Source organism: Luteimonas sp. MC1782 (assembly GCF_014164605.1).
GTDB lineage: Bacteria > Pseudomonadota > Gammaproteobacteria > Xanthomonadales > Xanthomonadaceae > Luteimonas.
Window position 1 is genome coordinate 1,936,762 of record NZ_JACJFT010000001.1, and the last position, 18,365, is coordinate 1,955,126.

Genomic DNA, 18,365 nt, shown 5'->3' on the forward strand with positions numbered 1-18,365 from the left:
CACCGTTGCCGCAACGTGATCCGCCACGCCGGCGCTCAGCGTCGCCCACGGCTGGTGCCAAGCTTGCGGGTCAGGGTATTGCGGCCCAGGCCCAGGCGCGCGGCGGCCTCGCTGCGGCGGCCACCGGTGTGGTCCAGCGCCGCCTGCAGCAGCACCTGGTCCAGGCGCTCGCGGGCGCGTGCGTGGATGCCGTCGGCATGCGTGGCCAACGCCGCCAGCGCCCAGGCGCGCAGGCTCTCTTCCCAGGCCGCGCCGTCCGCCGCCGCCAGCGCGTGCCCCGCGGCCAGGGTCTCGCCAAGGTCCTCCACGCCCGCCACCTCGCCCGGTGCCAGCGCCGCCACCCGCCAGCACAGGTTTTCCAGCTCGCGCACGTTGCCCGGCCAGTCATGGGCCATCAGCCGCGCCAGCGCCGCCGGCGACAGGCGCTTGGGGGCTGCGTCAAAGCGCGTCGCGGCGCGCTGCAGGAAGCGCTCGGCCAGCCGCGGGATGTCCTCGCGGCGCTCGCGCAGCGGCGGCAGGCGCAGGCGCACCACGTCGAGGCGGTGCAGCAGGTCGGCGCGGAAGCTGCCGTCGCCGACCCGCACCTCGAGGTCCTGGTGGGTGGCGGCCAGCACGCGCACGTCGACGCGGATCAGCTCGCGGCCACCGACGCGGAAGAACTCGCCTTCGGCCAGCACGCGCAGCAGCCGCGTCTGCAGGAGCGCCGGCATGTCGCCGATCTCGTCGAGGAACAGCGTGCCGCCATGCGCCTGCTCGAAGCGGCCCACGTGGCGGCGGTTGGCGCCAGTGAACGCACCCGCCTCGTGGCCGAACAGTTCGCTTTCCAGCAGTTCCGCGGGAATGGCCGCGGTGTTGAGCGCGACGAAGGGCCGTTGCGCGCGCGGCGACTCGCGGTGCAGCGCGCGCGCCACGAGTTCCTTGCCGGTACCGGTTTCGCCGGTGATCAGCACCGACAGCGGCGCCTGCGCCAGCCGGCCGATGGCGCGGAACAGCTGCTGCATCGCCGGTGCGTCGCCGACCAGGGCGTCGCTGGCGGCAGCGTCCGGCCCGGTGGCGGTGGCATCCGCTGGCGCGCCGGCGTCGGCACGGCTGTCCAGCGCGCGTGCCGCCAGCGCCACCGCGTCATCGAGGTCGAAGGGCTTCGACAGGAACTCCTGCGCCCCGCCACGGAACGCGCCCGCGGTGCTGGCGACGTCGGTGTAGGCGCTCATCACCACCACCGGCAGGGCGGGCAGGCGCTGGCGAAGCGCGTCGAGCAGCGCCAGGCCGTCGTCGCCCGGCATGCGCATGTCGGTGAACAGCAGGTCCGGGCCGGCACCAGCGCGGTCCAGCGCGGCCATGACGTCACCCGCCGACTCGAAGCCGGTGACCGCGTAGCCGGCGTCGCGCAGCGCGGTGGCAAGCACGAAGCGCACCGAGCGGTCGTCGTCGACCACCCACACGCGTGCAGCATCAGCGTCGGTCATGGACGATCTCCGCGGCGTTGCCCTGGTCGCGTTCGCCACCGCTGCCCGCGTCGCGCGCGACGTCGGTGGGCGGCGGGTACGGCAGCAGCAGGGTGAACACCGTGTGCCCCGCGCGCGAACGGTAGGCGATGCTGCCGCGGTGCTCGCGCGCGACCTGCTGCGCCAGCGCCAGGCCGAGCCCGGTGCCCTCCGCGCGCCCCGACACCAGCGGCAGGAACACCTGTTCGGCCAGCGCCTCGGGCACGCCGCGGCCGTCGTCGACGATCTCCAGGCGCAGCGCAAGCGCGTGCGGCTCGCCTCCGATGCGCAGGCCATGCTCCGCGCGCGTGCGCAGCACCACGGCGCCGGCGCCGGCTTCGATCGCATTGCGCACCAGGTTCCAGACCGCCTGGGTGAGGCGGTCGGGGTCGCCGTCGAGTTCCGGCAGGCTGGGGTCGTAATCGCGCACCAGCTTCACCGCCCAGCCGGCATCGTTCTCCGCCAGGCGCAGCACGCGTTCAAGCACGGCGTGGATGTTGAGCGGGGCGTGTGCCCGCGGCGGCACCGGCTGCAGCAGCTGGTCGATGAGCTGGGTCAGCCGGCCGACCTCGGATTCCATCAGCGCGACCAGCTCGCGCGAGTCGGCATCGTCGCCGACGCGGCGCGCGAGCAGCTGGGCCGCGCCCTTCAGGCCGGCAAGCGGGTTGCGCAGCTCATGGGCGAGTCCGCGGAGCGCGGCCGACAGCGCCGACGGCAGGGCCGCGACCGGATCGCCGCCGCCGAACTCGTCGACCGGATGTGCTTCCAGCAGCCAGCCGCCGTCGTCCCGGGCCGTCAGCCAGGCGTCGGCGAAATGCGCCGCGGCGCCCGGGAACGCCAGGGGCATCCGCGGCAGGCGTACGGTTTCGCCAGGGCCGTGTGCGTGCAGCGCGCGCTGCAGGCGGTCATCGCCATGTTCCAGCGCGGCCAGCGGCAGGCCGGGCAGGCGCTTGGCGCCGACGCCCAGCCATTGCGCGCAGGCGCGATTGCCCGCCACCACCACGCCTTCGGCATCCGCAAGCAGCAGCGGGGTGGCGAGGGTGTCGTGGGCGGGACTGAGTCCGGTCATTGCACCAATCTAGTGCAAACCCGGCCGCCGGCGCGAGTGCCACGCCGGCGGTCGTTCCGTGCGGCGCCGCTTACTTCGCCTTGGGCACCGAGGCTTCAGTGGTGATGCGGATCTGTACTTCGTCGCTCACCGCCGGCGCGTACAGGCCCAGGCCGAAGTCGGAGCGCTTGAAGCTGGCGGTGGCGTCGAAGCCCGCGCTGGGCTGCTTGCTCATCGGGTGGTCGGCCACCTTGTTGATGGTCGCGGCCAGCACGACCGGCCTGGTCACCCCCTTGATGGTCAGGTCACCGGTGATGGTGAGCTTGCCCTCGCCGGCGGACTCCACCTTGCTGCTCTTGAAGGTCGCTTCCGGGAAGTTGGCGACGTCGAACAGCTCGGCGCTGCGCAGGTGCTCGTCGAACTTGGCCACGTGCGAGGACATGCCGCTCATCGGCAGGGTGACCTCGACGCTGGACGCGGCGATGTTGTCGGCGTCATAGACGATGGTGCCGTCGACATTGCCGAAATGGGCGATCGGGTTGGAATAGCCGAAGTGGCTCCACTGCGCGATCACGTCGGTGTGCGCGGGGTCCATCTTGTAGGTGACCGGCGCGGCAAACACGCTGGCGGTGGCGAGCGACAGCGCGCCGGCGAGGAGGATGCGCTTGAAGGTGGTGGTCATGTCTGGGTCTCCGGGAAATCTGGTTGGATGATGATCATCGGTGCCGTTACGGAAATGGGAACGCCATGCGTCCACGTCCTTCGGTGCCGGTGAAGTCTATCGTTCTGAACGCTGTCGTCTATCATCAACAAAGACACTAATCGTCACATATTTGGAACACTCACTTGAATGCGCTTCGTGGCCCCGCTACGCCTTGGCAGCGGAGATCGTTCCAAATTTGTTGACTTATCACCATTTATATTGCCTTTATTCTGATTTTGGATTCAACCAGACTTGCTCCCAGCGCGGCGCACCGCCCGACGCCCGACATTGGAGGCACCCATGATCACCCTTCGCCCCGCCAAGGCCCGCGGCCACGCCAACCATGGCTGGCTCGACTCCTGGCACAGCTTCTCGTTTGCCGGCTATTCCGACCCCGCGCACGTCCACTGGGGCCCGCTGCGGGTCATCAACGAGGACCGCATCCAGGCCGGCCAGGGCTTCGGCACCCATTCCCACCAGGACATGGAGATCATCAGCTACGTGCTGGACGGCGCGCTGGCGCACAAGGATTCCATGGGCAACGACGGCACCATCGTCCCCGGCGAGGTGCAGCGCATGAGCGCGGGCACCGGCGTGGCGCACTCCGAGTACAACCACGAACGCGGGCGCAGCACCCATTTCCTGCAGATCTGGATCATCCCGTCGGCGCGCGGCCTCGCGCCGGGCTACGAGCAGAAGGCCTTCCCCGAGGCCGACAAGCGCGGCCGCCTGCGGCTGGTCGCCAGCCCTGACGGGCGCGACGGTTCAGTGACCCTGCATCAGGATGCCACCATGTCCGCAGGCCTGTTCGATGGCGACGAGACGGCGGTCCAGGAGATCGCCGCCGGTCGGCTGGCGTACGTGCATGTCGCGCGCGGCGAGGTGACGGTCAATGGCTACCCGCTGGTCGCCGGCGATGCCCTGCTGTACGCCGACGAGCCGCGGATCGAGATCGCGCACGGCGTGGGCGCCGAGGTCCTCGTGTTCGACCTGCCACGCATCCACTGACATCGCCACGGCGCAACCCGCGCCGCGGCCGCAACCTTCCGGAGATCGCCATGCGTTCCAGCCACATCATCCTGCCGCTCGCGCTTGCCGCGGCCCTCGGCTTCGCCGCACCCGCTGCCGCCGCCGACTACGTCCAGGCCGCTGGCTCCGCGCTGACGTTTGCCAGCGAGTACGACGGCGAAACCTTCAGCGGGCAGTTCCCGCGCTTCACCACCACCCTGAGCTTCGACCCCGCCGCGCCCGCCGCGGCGAAGCTCGACGTGCTGATCCCGCTGGCGGGCACCGTGACCGGCAACGCCGACCGCGACTCCACCCTGGTCAGCAAGGACTTCTTCGACATCGCCAGCTTCGCGCAGGCACGCTACACCGCGAGCGGCTTCCGCAGCCTCGGCGGCAACCGCTACGCCGCCGACGGAACGCTCAGCCTGCGCGGCGTCAGCAAGCCGGTCACGCTTACCTTCACCTGGACGCCCGGCGCGCAGCCGCTGCTGTCCGGCAACGCGGTGGTCAAGCGCCTGGCGTTCGGCGTGGGCGGTGGCGACTGGGCCGACACCGGCATGATCCCGGACGAGGTCGCGATCTCGACCCGCGTCCGGTTCACTGCAGCGAAGTAGGCGTCAGCAGGCCGGCGCCGTCCGGCCGCGTCAGCGCGTGCAGGATGCGATGGTCCTCGGCATCCAGCACGCTGCCGGCATCGCCGCGGAAGCGAATGCGGAACGCACGGATGGTCGCCTCGGGCTGGTCGAGCGGATAGCCCAGCAGGCGCAGCGCCTGCAGGGGGTCGAAGCCTTCCGGCGCGGCCGGCGCATCGTCGGCCGGCCAGATGCCGAAGCCGGCCTCGGCCAGCCGCCGCCACGGGAACCGCGTGCCGGGATCGATCTTGCGCGACGGGGCCAGGTCGGAATGGCCGATCACCTGGCTGCGGGGAATGCGCAGCCGCGTGGTGAGGTCGTCGAGCAGGCGCAGCAGGGCATCCACCTGCGCGTCCGTGAAGTCCTCGACGCCGTCGTTGTCGATCTCGATGCCGATCGAGGCCGAGTTGAGGTCGGTGATGGTGCCCCAGCTGCCGCCGCCGGCGTGCCAGGCGCGATGGCCGTCCGCGACCAGCTGGTAGATCCCGCCGTCGTCGCCGACCAGGTAATGCGAACTCACCGGCCCGCCGCTGTTGCGCGTGCGCAGCGTGAGCAGGCTCTGCTCCACCGAGTCCTGCTCGGTGTAGTGCAGCACGATGATCACCGGGCGGCGCTCGTCATGATTCGGCGAAGGCACCCAGGTCGCCAGCGGGTTGCGCGGTGCCTGGTGGGCGCAGCCGGCGAGCAGGGCGAGGCAAAGGACTGCCGCAAGAGGTTTGATGTTCATGAGGCAATCGAACCCGTGATCGCCGCGCAATGCAACCGTGCAGGGCCCTGAGGTGGCCGCGAGGCCTTCGCGGCTCATGTCCCCCGGCATCCGCCTGGCGGCGGATGCCTCCTCCTTGACTTCCCCGCGAAGGCCTCACGGCCACTTCGGGGCTCCGCGCAGCCCGCGGGTAACGAAAAGCATCCGCCAGATCGCAGGCTGTGGCACTTGCTCCTCCCACCACCGCGCGCTGCGACGTACCGGGTGCCAATGCCCTTGAGGGCGAAGTCAAGGAGGAGGCGATGGCCGCCAGGCCATCGCCGGGGGACATGAGTCCTCAAGGGCATTGGCATCCGGCACCCGCGCCGACGAATCAGATCGCGTAATACATCTGGTACTCGAGCGGATGCGTGGCGGCGCGGAACGCGGTGACTTCCTTCATCTTCAGCGCGATGTAGGCGTCGATGAAGTCGTCGCTCATCACCCCACCGGCCTTGAGGAACTCGCGGTCGGCGTCGAGCGCTTCCAGCGCCTGGTCGAGCGAATGGCAGACGGTCGGAATGCCCTTGGCCTCTTCCGGCGGCAGGTCGTAGAGGTCCTTGTCGCTCGGGCCACCCGGGTCGATCTGGTTCTTGATGCCGTCGAGGCCCGCCATCATCAGCGCGGTGAAGATCAGGTAGCCGGAGTTCATCGGATCCGGGAAGCGGAACTCGATGCGGCGCGCCTTCGGGTTGGACACGTACGGGATGCGGCAGCTCGCCGAGCGGTTGGAGGCCGAGTAGGCCAGCATCACCGGCGCCTCGAAGCCCGGCACCAGGCGCTTGTAGCTGTTGGTGCTGGAATTGGCGAACGCGTTGATGGCGCGCGCGTGCTTGAACACGCCGCCGATGTACCACAGCGCGGTCTGGCTCAGGCCGCCGTAGCCGTCGCCGGAGAACAGGTTCACCCCGCCCTTGGCCAGCGACTGGTGCACGTGCATGCCGCTGCCGTTGTCGCCGACCAGCGGCTTGGGCATGAAGGTGGCGGTCTTGCCGTTGCGGTGCGCCACGTTCTTGACGATGTACTTCATGGTCAGCAGTTCGTCGGCCTTCTGCACCAGCGAGCTGAACTTGGTGCCGATCTCGCACTGGCCGGCGTTGGCGACTTCATGGTGGTGCACTTCCACTTCGATGCCGACGGCTTCGAGCGTCTTGCACATCTCGGCGCGGATGTCGTGCAGCGAGTCGAGCGGCGCCACCGGGAAATAGCCGCCCTTCACGCCCGGACGGTAGCCGGTGTTGCCGCCTTCGTACTCGCGGCCGGAGTTCCACGCGGCCTCTTCCGAATCGACGTGGAAGAAGGTGTGGCCCATGTCGTTGGCGTAGCGCACCGAGTCGAAGATGAAGAACTCGGGCTCGGGGCCGAAGAACGCCTGTTCGGCGATGCCACTCGACTTGAGGTAGGCCTCGGCGCGGCGCGCGATGCCGCGCGGGTCGCGGTTGTAGGCCTGCATGGTGGTGGGGTCGAGCACGTCGCAGGTGATCACCAGCGTCGGATCGGCGGTGAACGGATCGAGGAACGCGCTGTTGCCGTCGGGCAGCAGCACCATGTCGGACTGGTGGATGCCGCGCCAGCCACCAATGCTGGAACCGTCGAACATCTTGCCGTCCTCGAACAGCGCCGGTTCGACGATCGAAGTCGGGAAGGTCACGTGGTGCTGGACGCCACGCATGTCGGTGAAACGCAGGTCGACGAATTCGACCTTGTGGTCCTTGATCAGCTTTTCGACGTGTTCGAGGGACATGGCAGGCTCCTGGGGCATTGGGATGGGTCGCGGGCGACCCTGACCCGTTGATCGACGCAAGCCGCATGCCAACCCGCAAGCAATTGAATTTTCTGGGATTCCAGCCAGGGCTGGTGACACATTGCACCAAGACAGGCCGATAAACACGGCTTCGTGCACCTGATTGGTGCGTAACGCTTCCGCTATGCTGCCGCCGCGCCGCGCATTGTGTCCGCGCGCCATGCCACCCATTCACGGAACTCCGCGCCGATGACCGATCCGCTGGCCGCCCTGCTGCTGGGCATCCTTGAAGGCCTCACCGAATTCCTGCCGATTTCGAGCACCGGGCACCTGCTGATCGCCCAGTACTGGCTGGGCGCGCGCTCGGACTTCTTCAACATCGTCATCCAGGCCGGCGCGATCCTGGCGATCACGCTGGTGTTCCGCGAGCGCATCTGGGCCCTGGCCACCGGGCTTGGCGAGGCCCGCCACCGAGACTACGCGCTGAAGCTCGCCACCGCGTTCCTGGTCACCGCGATCGTCGGCCTGCCGGTGCGCCTGCTGGGCTGGGAGCTGCCCGAGACCGTGACCCCGATCGCCTGGGCGCTGGTGATCGGCGGCGTGTGGATGCTGGTCGCGGAGCGGGTGGCCGAACGCCGGCCGGAGAGCATCGACGTGACCTGGACCGTGGCCATCCTGGTGGGCCTGGCGCAGGTGGTCGCGGGCGTCTTCCCCGGCACCTCGCGCTCGGCGGCGGCGATCTTCATCGCCATGCTGTTCGGCCTCAACCGCCGCCCTGCGGCGGCGGAATTCGTGTTCCTGGTGGGCATCCCGACCATGTTCGCCGCCAGCGCCTACACGTTCCTGGAGCTGGTGCAGGAGGGCGCGGTCGGCGGCGAGAACTGGGCCGACGTCGGCATCGCCTTCGCGGCCGCCACGGTGACCGGATTCCTGGTGGTGAAGTGGCTGCTCGGCTACATCGAGCACCACCGTTTCACCGGCTTCGCGGTCTACCGCATCCTGCTCGGTGCCGCGCTGCTGCTGTGGCTGCCGACCGGCGACTGACCGCGCTTGCCGCAACCCCATCGCGGCCACCCGGGCGTTGAACCTGGCCCACGTCCATGGAGCACACCATGAAGCCGCTGCTGATCCTTGTCCTTCCGCTGGCGCTCGCCGCCTGTACCCCGGCGCCGCATGACGCGTCGCCGCCCCGGGTCGCGCCGACGCCTGTCGGCGACACCGCGGCCACTCCGGCGCGCGGCTTGGCCGGCACACTCGCGGCCCACCACTGGCACCTCGACGCCGCGACCAGCGCCGACGGCCGCCGCATGGAGCCCCTGTTCGCCAATCCCGACAAGCCGCTGCAGCTCGATTTCGCCGACGGCCGGGTCGCGGTGGGCAACACCTGCAACCGCATGGGCGGCGAAGCGGCGCTCGCCGGCGCCCGCCTGGCGATCGGGCAGCTGATCAGCACGCAGATGGCCTGCGCCGACGCCGCGCTGATGGCGATGGAGCGCGCGGCCGGAACGCGCCTGGCCGGCGACCATGCGGTGACCCTGGTCGCCGGTGACCCGCCGCGCCTGGAACTGGTCAATGCCGCTGGCGACACCCTTGCCTTCATCGGCACAGCCACGGCGCAGACCCGATTCGGCATGGCGCCGGAGCGCGTGTTCCTCGAAGTCGCCGCCGAGCGCGTCGACTGCCATCACCCGGTGATGCCGGACTCCCGCTGCCTGCAGGTCCGCGAGCTGCAGTACGACGCCGCTGGCCTGCGCACGGGCGCCGGCGCGTGGGGGCCGCTGTACCAGGAGATCGAGGGCTACGACCACCGGGCAGGCACCCGCACCGTGGTGCGCCTGGATCGCTATCAGCGCAGGGACGTGCCCGCCGACGCGTCGGCGGTCGCCTATGTGCTCGACATGGTGGTCGAGTCGGAACTGGTGCCGGCCGACTGACGCCGCCGCGCGCGCCGTGGCGTCAGGCCGCGGCGTGCAGGCTGTAGCTGCCCCAGGTCGCGGCTTCGGCCAGCACGTGGCCCTGCATGGCGCGCAGCGCATCGCCGCCGGTGAAGCGGTCGCCAACGCCGAGGCTCGCCACGTCGAGCGCGAACACACGGAAGAAATAGCGGTGCCCGCGCAGGTCGTTGGCCGGCGGGTACGGGCCGTCGTAGCCAAACCAGTCACCGGCCATGTCGGCGTTGCCCGCAAACCAGCCGGTGTAGTCGTTGAGCCCTTGGCGCGCGCCCGCCGGACCGGCCGGCGCACGCTTGCCGCGGGCATCCACGCCGTTGCTGCAGCTGCCGGTGGCGATGTCGCCGACATCGGCCGGGATGTCCACCATCACCCAGTGGATGAAGTCACCGCGCGGGTGTTCCACCGGGATCTCCACGCCTGGCGCGCCGACCAGCGCGGCATCGGTGGGCGCGTCGGTGTCGATGCACAGCAGCGCGAAGGACCGCGTGCCCGCTGGCGCGTCACGCCACGACAGCTGCGGATTGCGGTTGCCGCCGAAGCCGTCGGCCGCACCGAGGGCGAAGTCGACGCCGATCGGCTGGCCGTGCTGGAAGTCGTCGCTGCTGATCTGCATGGGGTTGTCCTCCGCGGGTGTCAGGATTCCGGATAGCCCAGGCGGCGCGCCACCGGCTGGAGGATCGCGAATTCCCCGGCCAGCGGACCGGCGTAGCTGCGCCAGCGACCGGCCGGAAGGCGGTCGGTGCCGAACAGTCCGGGCGGAGGCGTCGGCAGGCTGATGCCCAGCGCATCACCGAGCAGTCCGGCCACGGCCCGCGGCTTGTCGGCGATGTCGTCCATGCGCACCAGGCTGTGCGGCACCAGGTCCTGTTCGTGCAGGTCGGCCACCTGGACAAGCGACGCCGCGAGCCACTCCGCGGCAAGCCGCGGGGACTCGATGCGCATCGGCGTGGCCGCGCCGAATGCGAGCCAGTCGAGCAGCATGTCGCGCGGGTCGCGCAGGGCGACGACCAGCCTGGCCTGCGGCAGCTGGTCACGCAGCAGGGCCACCAGCGCGTTGTCCCACCACAGCAGCCAGTCGACCACGTCGGCCTTGATGCCGCGCGCGGGCAACGCCATCTGCCAGCTCGATGCGACGTTGCCCGGTGACAGCTCCCGCGACGCCAGGCGGAGCGGCGTGCTGTAGTGCTGCAGCGCATCCGGCGGTGCCGAGGGACCAAAACGATCGCCACGGAACGTGGTCAGGCTGCCCGACAGGATTGCCGCCAGGCGCTCCACGAGCGAACCGGGGGCACCGACGAGGAACGCCACCGGCGCTTCCTTGCCCGTCGGCTGCGCGCGTTCCGGCCAGTCGGTGCGCGGCGCGGTGAGCTCGGGCAGCGGCAGGCGCTCATCCATCACCACGCGATGCTGGGCGGTCCACAGCGCAACCGTCGACTCGGGCTGGTCGAGGGCGTCGAACGCCAGCGCGCGCCATTCGTGGAGCAACTGTTGGCGCTGCGGCGCAAGCCCGCCCTGGAGGAGCATCTCCTCGATGCGGGCGATGGCGTCCTTCGGCGCGCGTCGCACCTCGCCCAGGAGCAGGCGCAGGCCGGCGTGTTCGTGGCCCGGCGCCAGCTCGGCGATCGCGCGCGCGACGTTCTCCGCCTCGTCGCTGCGGGCGTTGCTCAGGTGCAGGGTCATTTCGGCTTCAAGGGCCGCGAGCGACGCAGGCAGCGTCTCGCGCCAACGTGCGACCAGGGCGTCGCCCTCGTCGAGGTCGCTCATGAACACCATGCGCGCGTGCCACAGCGCATCGATGTCGGGCGACGTGGCGAGTGCCGCGTCGAGCGTGCGGCGCGCATCCTGCGCCAGACCCATCCGGCGCCAGGCCTCGGTCAGTGCGGACACCGTGCGCTGGTCGCCTGGATTGTCCGCAAGCGCACCCTGCAGCAGCGGCAGGGCGCGCTCGTTGCGTCCCGCGGCAAGATTGAGTTCGCCGGCAAACCGACGCAGCGCGGTGGTCGCGGTTGCCGGGTCGGCCAGCAGGGGTGCGAGCTCGTCGGCTGCGGCCGCCGCGTGGCCCTGCCGCCACAGCAGCTCGGCGATCATCGCGCGCAGCATGCCGGCGTCCGGCAGCTTTGCCAGGACGCTGCGGAACGCCTGTTCGGCGAACGCCAGGTGGCCCTTGGCCATGTACGCGAAACCGAGCGCGTAGCGCGGCTGCAAGTCGTCCGGAGCCCGCTCGGCGGCCTGTGACAGGACCGCGACGGCCTTGTCGACCGCGCCGGCGCGCAGCGCGAGCATGCCTTCCACGGTCCGGAGCAACGGATGCTCCTCGTCGATCCGCGCTGCCAGGCGCGCGAGCCGCGCGGCCTCGTCCAGGTCGTTGCGGCCGATCGCGAGCTGTGCCTGGAGGATGTAGGCGCGCAGCTGGTTCGGATCGAGCTCGACGGTGGCGCGCAGCGCCTCGTGGGCGATATCCACCTGCCCGGCACCGACCAGCAGCCCGGCGCGCTGGAAATGGAGATCCGCGTCATCGGGTGCCAGCGCGATCGCACGGTCGATGCTGGCCTGCGCCGCGGCGACGTCGCCAGTGGCACCTGCCGCCAGCGCCAGCAGGCGGTGTGCCTGGGGGTCATCCGGATTGGTGGCGACGAAGTCGCGGGCGGTGGCAAGGGCGTCGCTGTTGGCGCCGCGGGTGAGTGCCTCGAGGATCTGTTGCTGCATGGGATATCCGTCTGCTGCAGGCGCAGGCGCCTGAAAGCGGGGATTGTAGCCCGCCGTCAGTCCGGGACCGCCAGGCGCGCGGCCACCCAGCGCTCGGCGTAGCCGTCCAGCCGCGGGCCTTCCAGGAAGCCGCAGTGCCCGCCCCAGCGCGCGATCTCGAGCCGCGTGGACGGCGCAAGGCGCGCCTGCCTGAAGCCCCACACCGGGATCACCGGATCATCCGCGCTGGTCAGGATCTGCGCCGGCACCTGCAGCGCCGCGAGGCGGTCGCCGGCGATCGAATAGCCGTCGAAGTACGCGTCCAGGCTGCCGAAGTCGGTGTGCCGCAGCACCAGCCATTCGGTGAGCGCGCGCATGCGCAGGCGCAGCGTGTCGCGGTCGAAGCCCACGCGATCCGGGAACAGGTCGCGCTTGCGCGCCAGCGAGCTCCGCCAGCGGTTCTCGAAGTGGCGCATGTACAGCGGGAAGCCGCGCTCCATCGCCAGCATGGTGTCGGCCGGGTCCAGCACCGGGCAAACCGCGGCCACGCCGTCGAGCCTGAGCCCCGCCGCCGGCGCACGCAGCGCCAGGCGCAGCGCGAAGTTGCCGCCAAGCGAGAAGCCTGCCGCCACCATGCGCGGCCGCGGCAGGCGCCGTGCGACGTCGGCGGCGGCGTGCACCACTTCGTCGATGCGCGCGGAATGGAAGATGTCGGGATTGAGGTGGTGGGTGCCGCCGTGGTCGCGGAAGTTGAGCCGCAGCACGTCGTAGCCGCGCGCCAGGAAGTGCGCCGCGGTCAGGCAGATGTAGCTCGATTCGGCACTGCCCTCCCAGCCGTGCAGCAGCAGCGCCATGCCGCGCGGCTCGATCCCCGGCATGTGGCTGTGCAGGCCGAGCAGGCGCACGCCGTCGCCGCCGTCGATGATCATGCTGGCGGTGTGGGCGCCGGTCGCGGCCAGCGCCGCCAGGCCGCGGCGGCGACGCATGGGGCTGGATGCCAGCACCGACTGCACGTGCGAATTGCGCAACCAGCGCGGCGGCGCATAGTCGCTGGCGAACGGGTCGCTCACGCCCCGCGCATGGCGGCGTCGATGCGGTCGCGGGCGATGCGCGCGATGCGCGCGCGGCCCTCGGCATCGCCCGGCGCGACCGGTTCCAGGAACACCACGTCGGCCACGCGCGACGGTTCGCCCATCAGGCGCAGCAGGTTCTGCAGCATGTTTTCGCGCGGCCCGAAGGCCACCACATGCTGCGCGCTGCCGCCCTCGCCATAGCGCAGCGCGACCGGCTGCACCGGCACGCCGGCTTCCACCGCCGCCAGGAAGATGCGCGCATGGAACGGGCCGACCTGGTGGCCGTCGCGGGTCCGGCCTTCGGGAAACACGCCGACCGAGTGGCCACCGCGCAGGCGCGCCAGCATCGCGTCGAGCACGCCATCCAGCGACTCCCGGCTGCCACGCTCGTGGAAGAGGGTCTCGCCCTTGCCGGCCAGCCAGCCGATCAGCGGCCAGCCGGCGATCTCGTGCTTGGCGACAAAGCCCATCATCCGCTGGCTGTGCAATGCGCTGATGTCGATCCAGCTGACATGGTTGGCGACGAACATCGTGGCACCCGGCAAGGGCGTGCCGATCCGCCGCAGGCGGAACCCGAATACCCGCATCAGGCCGGCCTGCCAGGCGCGGATCACGCGATGGCCGAGGTCTTCGCCGCCCACATCGATGCGCGCCAGCGGCAGGCACACCACCAGCATGGTCAGCGGCAGGAGGATCAGCAGGTGGCCAAGCAGCAGCGGCGCGCGCACGGCACGGCGACAGCCGCGCAGCAGCCAGCCACCGGCGGGCGCGGTGTCGACGATGGGGGAACGCATGCCCGCAAGATACCGGATGGCCGCAGGCGCGGGTAGCGGCGCCGCGGCAGCCTCAGGCCGCCGCCACCACGGCCAGGGTGAGGCGCGAGACGCAGGCCAGGCGGCCTCGCGGATCCACGATGCGGATCTCCCACACCTGGGTGCTGCGCCCGAGGTGCAGCGGGCGTGCAGTGCCAGTCACCAGCCCCGTGCGCACGCCGCGCAGGTGGTTGGCGTTGATCTCGATGCCGACACAGACCTCGCCCTCGCCGACGCAGAGATTGCCGGCGCTGCTGCCGAGGGTCTCGGCCAGCAGCACCGACGCGCCGCCGTGCAGCAGGCCGTAGGGTTGCAGCGTGCGCGCATCGACCGGCATCGTTGCCACCAGGTGGTCGCTGCCGATCGCGGTGAAGACGATGCCCAGCGCTTCGATCGCGGTGCCGGGGGACAGTGCATTGAGCGTGGCGAGGTCGGCCGTGCGCCGGAACACCTTGGCCGGTGTGTCGGCCGCCGGCGCCCCGCTCATCGCAGCTTGAACAGGCTGGGACGCCAGGTGCGCACGTAGCTGCTCTGGCTGCGGTAGCCGCTGCTGGCGCCATAGCCGACGCCGAAATCGCGTTCGCGGCGCGCGTGCATACGCTCCATGAGCTCCTCGCGGCGGCTGTCGAGCCAGTCGGCGCGGCCCACGGCCGCCGGCTCGATGCCGCGCTTGTGCGCCTGGTGCTCGCGGAAGTCGCAGAAATCGTCGTACGCGTCGAGCTCGTGCTGCAGTTCGCGGACGCTGAGCTCGATCATGATCGCGTCGTCGAGGAAGCCCAGCACTTCGATATGGTCGGGGATCACGTCCTTCGGGTCGGCGAAGTACACCAGCACCGACAGCACCCGCTGGCGGTCCTCGTCGCCGAGCGCCCAGCCCTCGTCGCGCACCATGGCGATCATGTCGTCCAGCCGCAACAGGCGCTCGCGGACGAAGTCCGGTATGTGCACCCCCTGGGCCTCGCCAAGCAGCGAGGCGGCGGCCGCCACGACGGCCTCGGGGGCCATGTGCGCGGCGGCGGCGCGGGCGGCATCCATGGCCTTGGTGAAGTGGGCGAGATCGCGGTCGTTGAGCTCGATGGTCAGCGAAATGGACATGGCGGATCCCAGGCGGAGACAGGATGGTTGCAGCCTAGGGCCGCAGCCGCGCCAGCGTCAATCGCCGTTCAGGCACAGCGGAAGCGATGCGTGCCCTGGCTGGCGACATAGCGGCGCGGCGAGGCGTAGCCGCTGCTGTTGCCGTAGCCGACACCGAACTCGCGGGCGCGGTCACGCGTCGGAAGGCGGCCGCCGGCAAGGTGCGGGGCATGCTGGCTGCGGTCGACGCGATGGAACTGGGCCTGGGTCTGGGTCTGGCTCTGGGTCTGGACGTTCATGGTGCGCTCCGGTGTGGTTGTGATTCGGTGTGTTGGTAGACTACTACACCTCACACATCCGGCAATAGGCCGGAAGTCACGTTCCCGGTGCTGCCGACGAACGGTCAGAGGATGGGGGCGAGCCCCGCGCCGAAGGCGGTGAAGATCCGCGTCATCAGCGTCTTCAGGCCCATCTGCACCCCCGGGAAATCCCCCACCGGGGTGTAGCAGTCACGGAACCGCGGATCGGATGGCGGCAGCGGCTCCGGGCAGGCCGGGCCGGGCTGGAACTCGTAGCTGGTGGCGTAGCGGGTCGGCCACAGGTCGAACACCGGGAGCGCTTCGGACAGCTTGCCCAGCGAATAGTCCAGGCCGGAGAACACCGGCGGCTTGTCGCGCGGCGCGATGGTCCAGGCGTTGGCCGGCAGCATGTCGCGGCGGATGCTGGCCGCCAGCGCGCGCGCGAAGGCCGGATCCTCGATCACCACCGCGCTCTCGGTGTTGTAGGTATCGCCGCGCGGGTCGAAGTTGTGCGTGCCGATCACGCCGATGCGTTCGTCGATCACCAGCGATTTCGCGTGCAGGCCGAAGCGCACGCCGCCGCGCTCCAGCGGCACCGGCTCATGCGCCGAGAAGCCCGACCAGCGCAGCGCCGAGTATTCACGCGCCAGCGGGCGGGTCGCGCGCTCGCGACCGCCGCCCTGGCTGCCGTCGACCCCGGCCGCGCGGCCGCGCTGGCCGCCGATCACCGCGTTGCCGCCCTGGTCCCACGCGATGTCGACCGTGCCGGTGGCCTCGACGTCGATCGGCGCATCCTGCGGGAACGGCTTGTACTCGTGGATCTCGAAACCGAATTCGCGCAGGAAGCGGCGCTTGTACTTGTAGGCGAGCGCGTAGGTGATGAAGGCGTCGGTCGCCGCCAGGCTGTTGGTCGACACCACCACCCGCGGCCGCGGGTCGCGCGCGTACAGCTCGCGGAACTGCGCCTGGGCGGCGGGCGACAGCACCAGGTAGGGCGTCTGCAGCAGCACCTCCGCGGTGGCCCCGTCGATCAGCTCGCGCAGGCCGCGGGTCGAGGGCGCCACGCCTTCGTAGCTGCGCCGGTGCTTCTGCGGCGGGTCGGCGATGAAGCCCACCCCGGCCACCGGCAGCGCATACGCGGCGAGCTCGTCGACCAGCGCCTGGTCATCGGCATCGCGCGAGATGCGCTGCACGCGTTCGGGCAGCTCGAATGGCGCGTGCGGCAGCCCTGGCACGCCGTCGCGCAACAGCGCGCGGCCAACATCGGCGAGCTCCGGCAGTCTGCGCGTGAGCCGCGCCACCCAGTACTGCTCGAAGTTGGCGGCCATGTCGCCAACCACCGGCCCGGCCAGGAACAGGTCGCGGTCGCGGAAGTTGTAGACCGGGTCCCAGTCGTAATAGCTGTCCTGGTAGTTGCGGCCGCCGGTGATGCCGACCACGCCGTCCACCAGCAGCAGCTTGCCGTGCATGCGCTGGTTGAGCCGCCGCCAGCAGCAGGCCGCGGCCAGCACGTATTGCGGATAGCTGATGCGCGCGCGGCCCAGCACCGGGTTGTAGAGGCGCATCTCGAAATTGGCGTGCGCGCCGGCCAGCGCGGCCAGCGTCTCCACGCGGCGCAGCGCCGACAGCTGGTCCACCAGCACCCGCACGCGCACGCCGCGGCGCGCGGCGGCCAGCATCTCGTCGAGGAACAGGTGGCCGGCGTCGTCCTCGTCGAAGATGTAGGTCTGCACGTCCAGGGTGCGCTGCGCCGAGCGGATCAGGCTCAGGCGTGCGAGCAGCGCGTCCTGGCCGTAGTCCAGGATCAGCGCATGGTGGCGCGGCGCATCCGGCGTGCTGGCGGCGACAGCCCGGGCGCCCAGCTCGCGCAGCGCGGACGCGGTGGCGCAGGCATCGTCGGCCACGCAGTCCACGACCACCGGCTGCGCCTCGTTCGCGATCCGCGTCGCCGCCACGCGCTCGTCCTGCGACAGGGTCGCGCAGCCGCCCGCCATCAGCGCCCCCGCCAGGGCCAGCACGCGCAACCACCGGTTCACGCGTCGCCACCCCGGATGCGGATGCGCAACTGGAACCGCACTTCCGGCGCGAGCGCGACGTTCCAGCGGTCCATTCCGTAGTCGGCACGGTCGATGACCCCGGTGGCGACCACGTCGCAGTCACGCCCGGGCCGCGGGCACTCCGCCGGGAGCACGGTGAACGTTTCACGGCGCTGCACGTCACGGATCACGAGGGTGCCCACCAACGGGCCGCCGTCATGCAGCAGGGCCTCGTCATAAGGTTCGGACACGAAGGTCACGCGCGGATATTGCGCGGCATCGAAGAATCCGCTGCCGCGCGTCAGGCGCGTGTAGCGGGCATTGCCGGCGATGCGCACATCGGCCGCCGACAGCCACAGCCGCACCTGGCGACGCCCGTCCGGGAGGTCCCGGAGTTCGCCGCTGTATTCAGGGAAACGGCCACGCAGGGTCTGGCCCCAGCGCGTGGTCAGGGTGAAGCCGATCTCCGACGCCAACCGGTCGATCCGCCCGGCATGCGAAGGCGCCGCCAGCAGGCATGCGGCGACGGTGGCGATCCAGGCGCGTGCAAGGGCACGCCTCACGGCCACCAGAAGTCGACGAGGCTGGCCACGCCGGGTTCCACCTCGGCGTCGACCGGCAGGCGCAGCACGGCGATCGCACCCGGCGGCATGCCGCGGTATTCGCCGGACTGGCCGCTGTGCAGCAGGGCCGCCAGGCGTTCCAGCCCCGGGTTGTGGCCGACCACCAGCAGGCGGCCGACATCGCGGTGGCGGTCGGCGACCGTCGCCAGGGTGCCCGCGGAGGCGTCGTAGATCGCCGGCTCCAGGCGCTGGTCGACATAGCCGACCATCCCCAGCACCGCCTCCAGCGTCTCGCGCGTACGGCGCGCGGGCGAGCACAGCACGAGGTCCGGCACCAGGCCGTGGTCGCGCAGCCAGCAACCGGCGGCTTCGGCCTCGGCGAGGCCCTCCGCCGACAGCGGACGGTCGACGTCGTTCTGGCCCGGACCCGACTGTTCGGCGTGGGCGTGGCGCAACAGCACGATTTCCCTCACGAGGCACTCCCTTGGTGGTTCACTGGCGCGGTGC

General features: G+C 70.8%; 19 protein-coding genes. 4 read left to right on the forward strand and 15 right to left on the reverse strand.

Annotation, left to right across the window (positions count from 1 at the left end):
* Positions 1 to 35: 35 nt before the first annotated feature.
* From ntrC to H5368_RS09050, 3 genes are all read right to left on the reverse strand, one after another.
* Positions 36 to 1,466, reverse strand: a complete 1,431-nt coding sequence (gene ntrC / locus H5368_RS09040) for a nitrogen regulation protein NR(I) (protein ID WP_182823455.1) — start codon at positions 1,464 to 1,466, stop codon at positions 36 to 38.
* Positions 1,453 to 2,553, reverse strand: coding sequence for an ATP-binding protein (locus tag H5368_RS09045; RefSeq protein WP_182823457.1), 1,101 nt, complete (start codon positions 2,551 to 2,553; stop codon positions 1,453 to 1,455). The genes ntrC and H5368_RS09045 overlap by 14 nt, the downstream gene beginning before the upstream one ends.
* Positions 2,554 to 2,623: 70 nt before the next feature.
* Entirely contained in the window at positions 2,624 to 3,214 is a 591-nt protein-coding gene (locus tag H5368_RS09050; protein WP_182823459.1) for a YceI family protein, read from the reverse strand.
* Between the two features lie 321 nt (positions 3,215 to 3,535).
* On the opposite strand from H5368_RS09050, the gene H5368_RS09055 reads away from it, so the two are divergent.
* Both H5368_RS09055 and H5368_RS09060 read left to right on the forward strand, forming a co-directional pair.
* On the forward strand, positions 3,536 to 4,243 hold the full coding sequence (locus tag H5368_RS09055) for a pirin family protein (RefSeq protein WP_182823461.1): 708 nt from the start codon (positions 3,536 to 3,538) through the stop codon (positions 4,241 to 4,243).
* A gap of 50 nt (positions 4,244 to 4,293) precedes the next feature.
* Positions 4,294 to 4,857: a YceI family protein gene (locus H5368_RS09060; protein WP_182823463.1), complete on the forward strand. Its 564-nt coding sequence runs from the start codon at positions 4,294 to 4,296 to the stop codon at positions 4,855 to 4,857.
* Here the strand turns inward: H5368_RS09060 and H5368_RS09065 are convergent.
* Both H5368_RS09065 and glnA read right to left on the reverse strand, forming a co-directional pair.
* Positions 4,841 to 5,602 (reverse strand): N-acetylmuramoyl-L-alanine amidase, encoded by a 762-nt coding sequence (locus tag H5368_RS09065; RefSeq protein WP_182823465.1) that lies wholly within the window; start codon positions 5,600 to 5,602, stop codon positions 4,841 to 4,843. The two genes, H5368_RS09060 and H5368_RS09065, sit on opposite strands and share 17 nt — an antisense overlap.
* 352 nt (positions 5,603 to 5,954) lie before the next feature.
* Complete coding sequence (gene glnA / locus H5368_RS09070; protein WP_182823467.1) at positions 5,955 to 7,364, reverse strand: type I glutamate--ammonia ligase; 1,410 nt, start codon at positions 7,362 to 7,364, stop codon at positions 5,955 to 5,957.
* Between the two features lie 249 nt (positions 7,365 to 7,613).
* On the opposite strand from glnA, the gene H5368_RS09075 reads away from it, so the two are divergent.
* Complete coding sequence (locus H5368_RS09075) at positions 7,614 to 8,408, forward strand: undecaprenyl-diphosphate phosphatase (RefSeq protein WP_182823469.1); 795 nt, start codon at positions 7,614 to 7,616, stop codon at positions 8,406 to 8,408.
* A 68-nt stretch (positions 8,409 to 8,476) separates the two neighbouring features.
* A complete protein-coding gene (locus tag H5368_RS09080) occupies positions 8,477 to 9,298 on the forward strand; it encodes an META and DUF4377 domain-containing protein (protein WP_182823471.1) in 822 nt (273 codons plus the stop codon).
* 22 nt (positions 9,299 to 9,320) lie between these two features.
* Here the strand turns inward: H5368_RS09080 and H5368_RS09085 are convergent, their stop codons facing one another.
* The 10 genes from H5368_RS09085 to H5368_RS09130 all read right to left on the reverse strand — a co-directional run bounded on the left by H5368_RS09085 (position 9,321) and on the right by H5368_RS09130 (position 18,331).
* Positions 9,321 to 9,929 (reverse strand): YbhB/YbcL family Raf kinase inhibitor-like protein, encoded by a 609-nt coding sequence (locus H5368_RS09085; RefSeq protein ID WP_182823473.1) that lies wholly within the window; start codon positions 9,927 to 9,929, stop codon positions 9,321 to 9,323.
* A gap of 20 nt (positions 9,930 to 9,949) precedes the next feature.
* Positions 9,950 to 12,022: a tetratricopeptide repeat protein gene (locus tag H5368_RS09090; protein ID WP_182823475.1), complete on the reverse strand. Its 2,073-nt coding sequence runs from the start codon at positions 12,020 to 12,022 to the stop codon at positions 9,950 to 9,952.
* 56 nt (positions 12,023 to 12,078) lie between these two features.
* Positions 12,079 to 13,071: an alpha/beta fold hydrolase gene (locus tag H5368_RS09095; RefSeq protein WP_343203898.1), complete on the reverse strand. Its 993-nt coding sequence runs from the start codon at positions 13,069 to 13,071 to the stop codon at positions 12,079 to 12,081.
* On the reverse strand, positions 13,068 to 13,868 hold the full coding sequence (locus H5368_RS09100) for a lysophospholipid acyltransferase family protein (RefSeq protein ID WP_182823477.1): 801 nt from the start codon (positions 13,866 to 13,868) through the stop codon (positions 13,068 to 13,070). The genes H5368_RS09095 and H5368_RS09100 overlap by 4 nt, the downstream gene beginning before the upstream one ends.
* 52 nt (positions 13,869 to 13,920) lie before the next feature.
* On the reverse strand, positions 13,921 to 14,373 hold the full coding sequence (locus H5368_RS09105) for a hotdog fold thioesterase (protein WP_182823478.1): 453 nt from the start codon (positions 14,371 to 14,373) through the stop codon (positions 13,921 to 13,923).
* Positions 14,370 to 14,981 (reverse strand): YkvA family protein, encoded by a 612-nt coding sequence (locus H5368_RS13420; protein WP_220486522.1) that lies wholly within the window; start codon positions 14,979 to 14,981, stop codon positions 14,370 to 14,372. Before H5368_RS13420 ends, H5368_RS09105 begins: the two co-directional genes overlap by 4 nt.
* Before the next feature lie 68 nt (positions 14,982 to 15,049).
* The gene (locus H5368_RS09115; protein ID WP_182823480.1) at positions 15,050 to 15,259 is read right to left on the reverse strand and encodes a hypothetical protein; all 210 of its coding nucleotides are present in this window, start codon (positions 15,257 to 15,259) and stop codon (positions 15,050 to 15,052) included.
* 104 nt (positions 15,260 to 15,363) lie between these two features.
* Positions 15,364 to 17,295, reverse strand: a complete 1,932-nt coding sequence (locus H5368_RS09120) for a phospholipase D family protein (protein ID WP_182823483.1) — start codon at positions 17,293 to 17,295, stop codon at positions 15,364 to 15,366.
* A complete protein-coding gene (locus tag H5368_RS09125; RefSeq protein WP_182823485.1) occupies positions 17,292 to 17,858 on the reverse strand; it encodes a YceI family protein in 567 nt (188 codons plus the stop codon). Before H5368_RS09125 ends, H5368_RS09120 begins: the two co-directional genes overlap by 4 nt.
* Complete coding sequence (locus H5368_RS09130; protein WP_182823486.1) at positions 17,855 to 18,331, reverse strand: histidine phosphatase family protein; 477 nt, start codon at positions 18,329 to 18,331, stop codon at positions 17,855 to 17,857. The genes H5368_RS09125 and H5368_RS09130 overlap by 4 nt, the downstream gene beginning before the upstream one ends.
* Positions 18,332 to 18,365 lie beyond the last annotated feature (34 nt).

Coding starts and splice junctions, on each gene's coding strand:
- H5368_RS09090 (WP_182823475.1), bottom strand. CDS start 12,022: ATGCAGCAACAGATCCTCGAGGCACTCACCCGCGGCGCCAACAGCGAC.
- H5368_RS09075 (WP_182823469.1), top strand. CDS start 7,614: ATGACCGATCCGCTGGCCGCCCTGCTGCTGGGCATCCTTGAAGGCCTC.
- H5368_RS09105 (WP_182823478.1), bottom strand. CDS start 14,373: ATGAGCGGGGCGCCGGCGGCCGACACACCGGCCAAGGTGTTCCGGCGC.
- H5368_RS09085 (WP_182823473.1), bottom strand. CDS start 9,929: ATGCAGATCAGCAGCGACGACTTCCAGCACGGCCAGCCGATCGGCGTC.
- H5368_RS09115 (WP_182823480.1), bottom strand. CDS start 15,259: ATGAACGTCCAGACCCAGAGCCAGACCCAGACCCAGGCCCAGTTCCAT.
- H5368_RS09060 (WP_182823463.1), top strand. CDS start 4,294: ATGCGTTCCAGCCACATCATCCTGCCGCTCGCGCTTGCCGCGGCCCTC.
- H5368_RS09055 (WP_182823461.1), top strand. CDS start 3,536: ATGATCACCCTTCGCCCCGCCAAGGCCCGCGGCCACGCCAACCATGGC.
- ntrC (WP_182823455.1), bottom strand. CDS start 1,466: ATGACCGACGCTGATGCTGCACGCGTGTGGGTGGTCGACGACGACCGC.
- H5368_RS09050 (WP_182823459.1), bottom strand. CDS start 3,214: ATGACCACCACCTTCAAGCGCATCCTCCTCGCCGGCGCGCTGTCGCTC.
- H5368_RS13420 (WP_220486522.1), bottom strand. CDS start 14,981: ATGTCCATTTCGCTGACCATCGAGCTCAACGACCGCGATCTCGCCCAC.
- H5368_RS09080 (WP_182823471.1), top strand. CDS start 8,477: ATGAAGCCGCTGCTGATCCTTGTCCTTCCGCTGGCGCTCGCCGCCTGT.
- H5368_RS09065 (WP_182823465.1), bottom strand. CDS start 5,602: ATGAACATCAAACCTCTTGCGGCAGTCCTTTGCCTCGCCCTGCTCGCC.
- H5368_RS09045 (WP_182823457.1), bottom strand. CDS start 2,553: ATGACCGGACTCAGTCCCGCCCACGACACCCTCGCCACCCCGCTGCTG.
- glnA (WP_182823467.1), bottom strand. CDS start 7,364: ATGTCCCTCGAACACGTCGAAAAGCTGATCAAGGACCACAAGGTCGAA.
- H5368_RS09100 (WP_182823477.1), bottom strand. CDS start 13,868: ATGCGTTCCCCCATCGTCGACACCGCGCCCGCCGGTGGCTGGCTGCTG.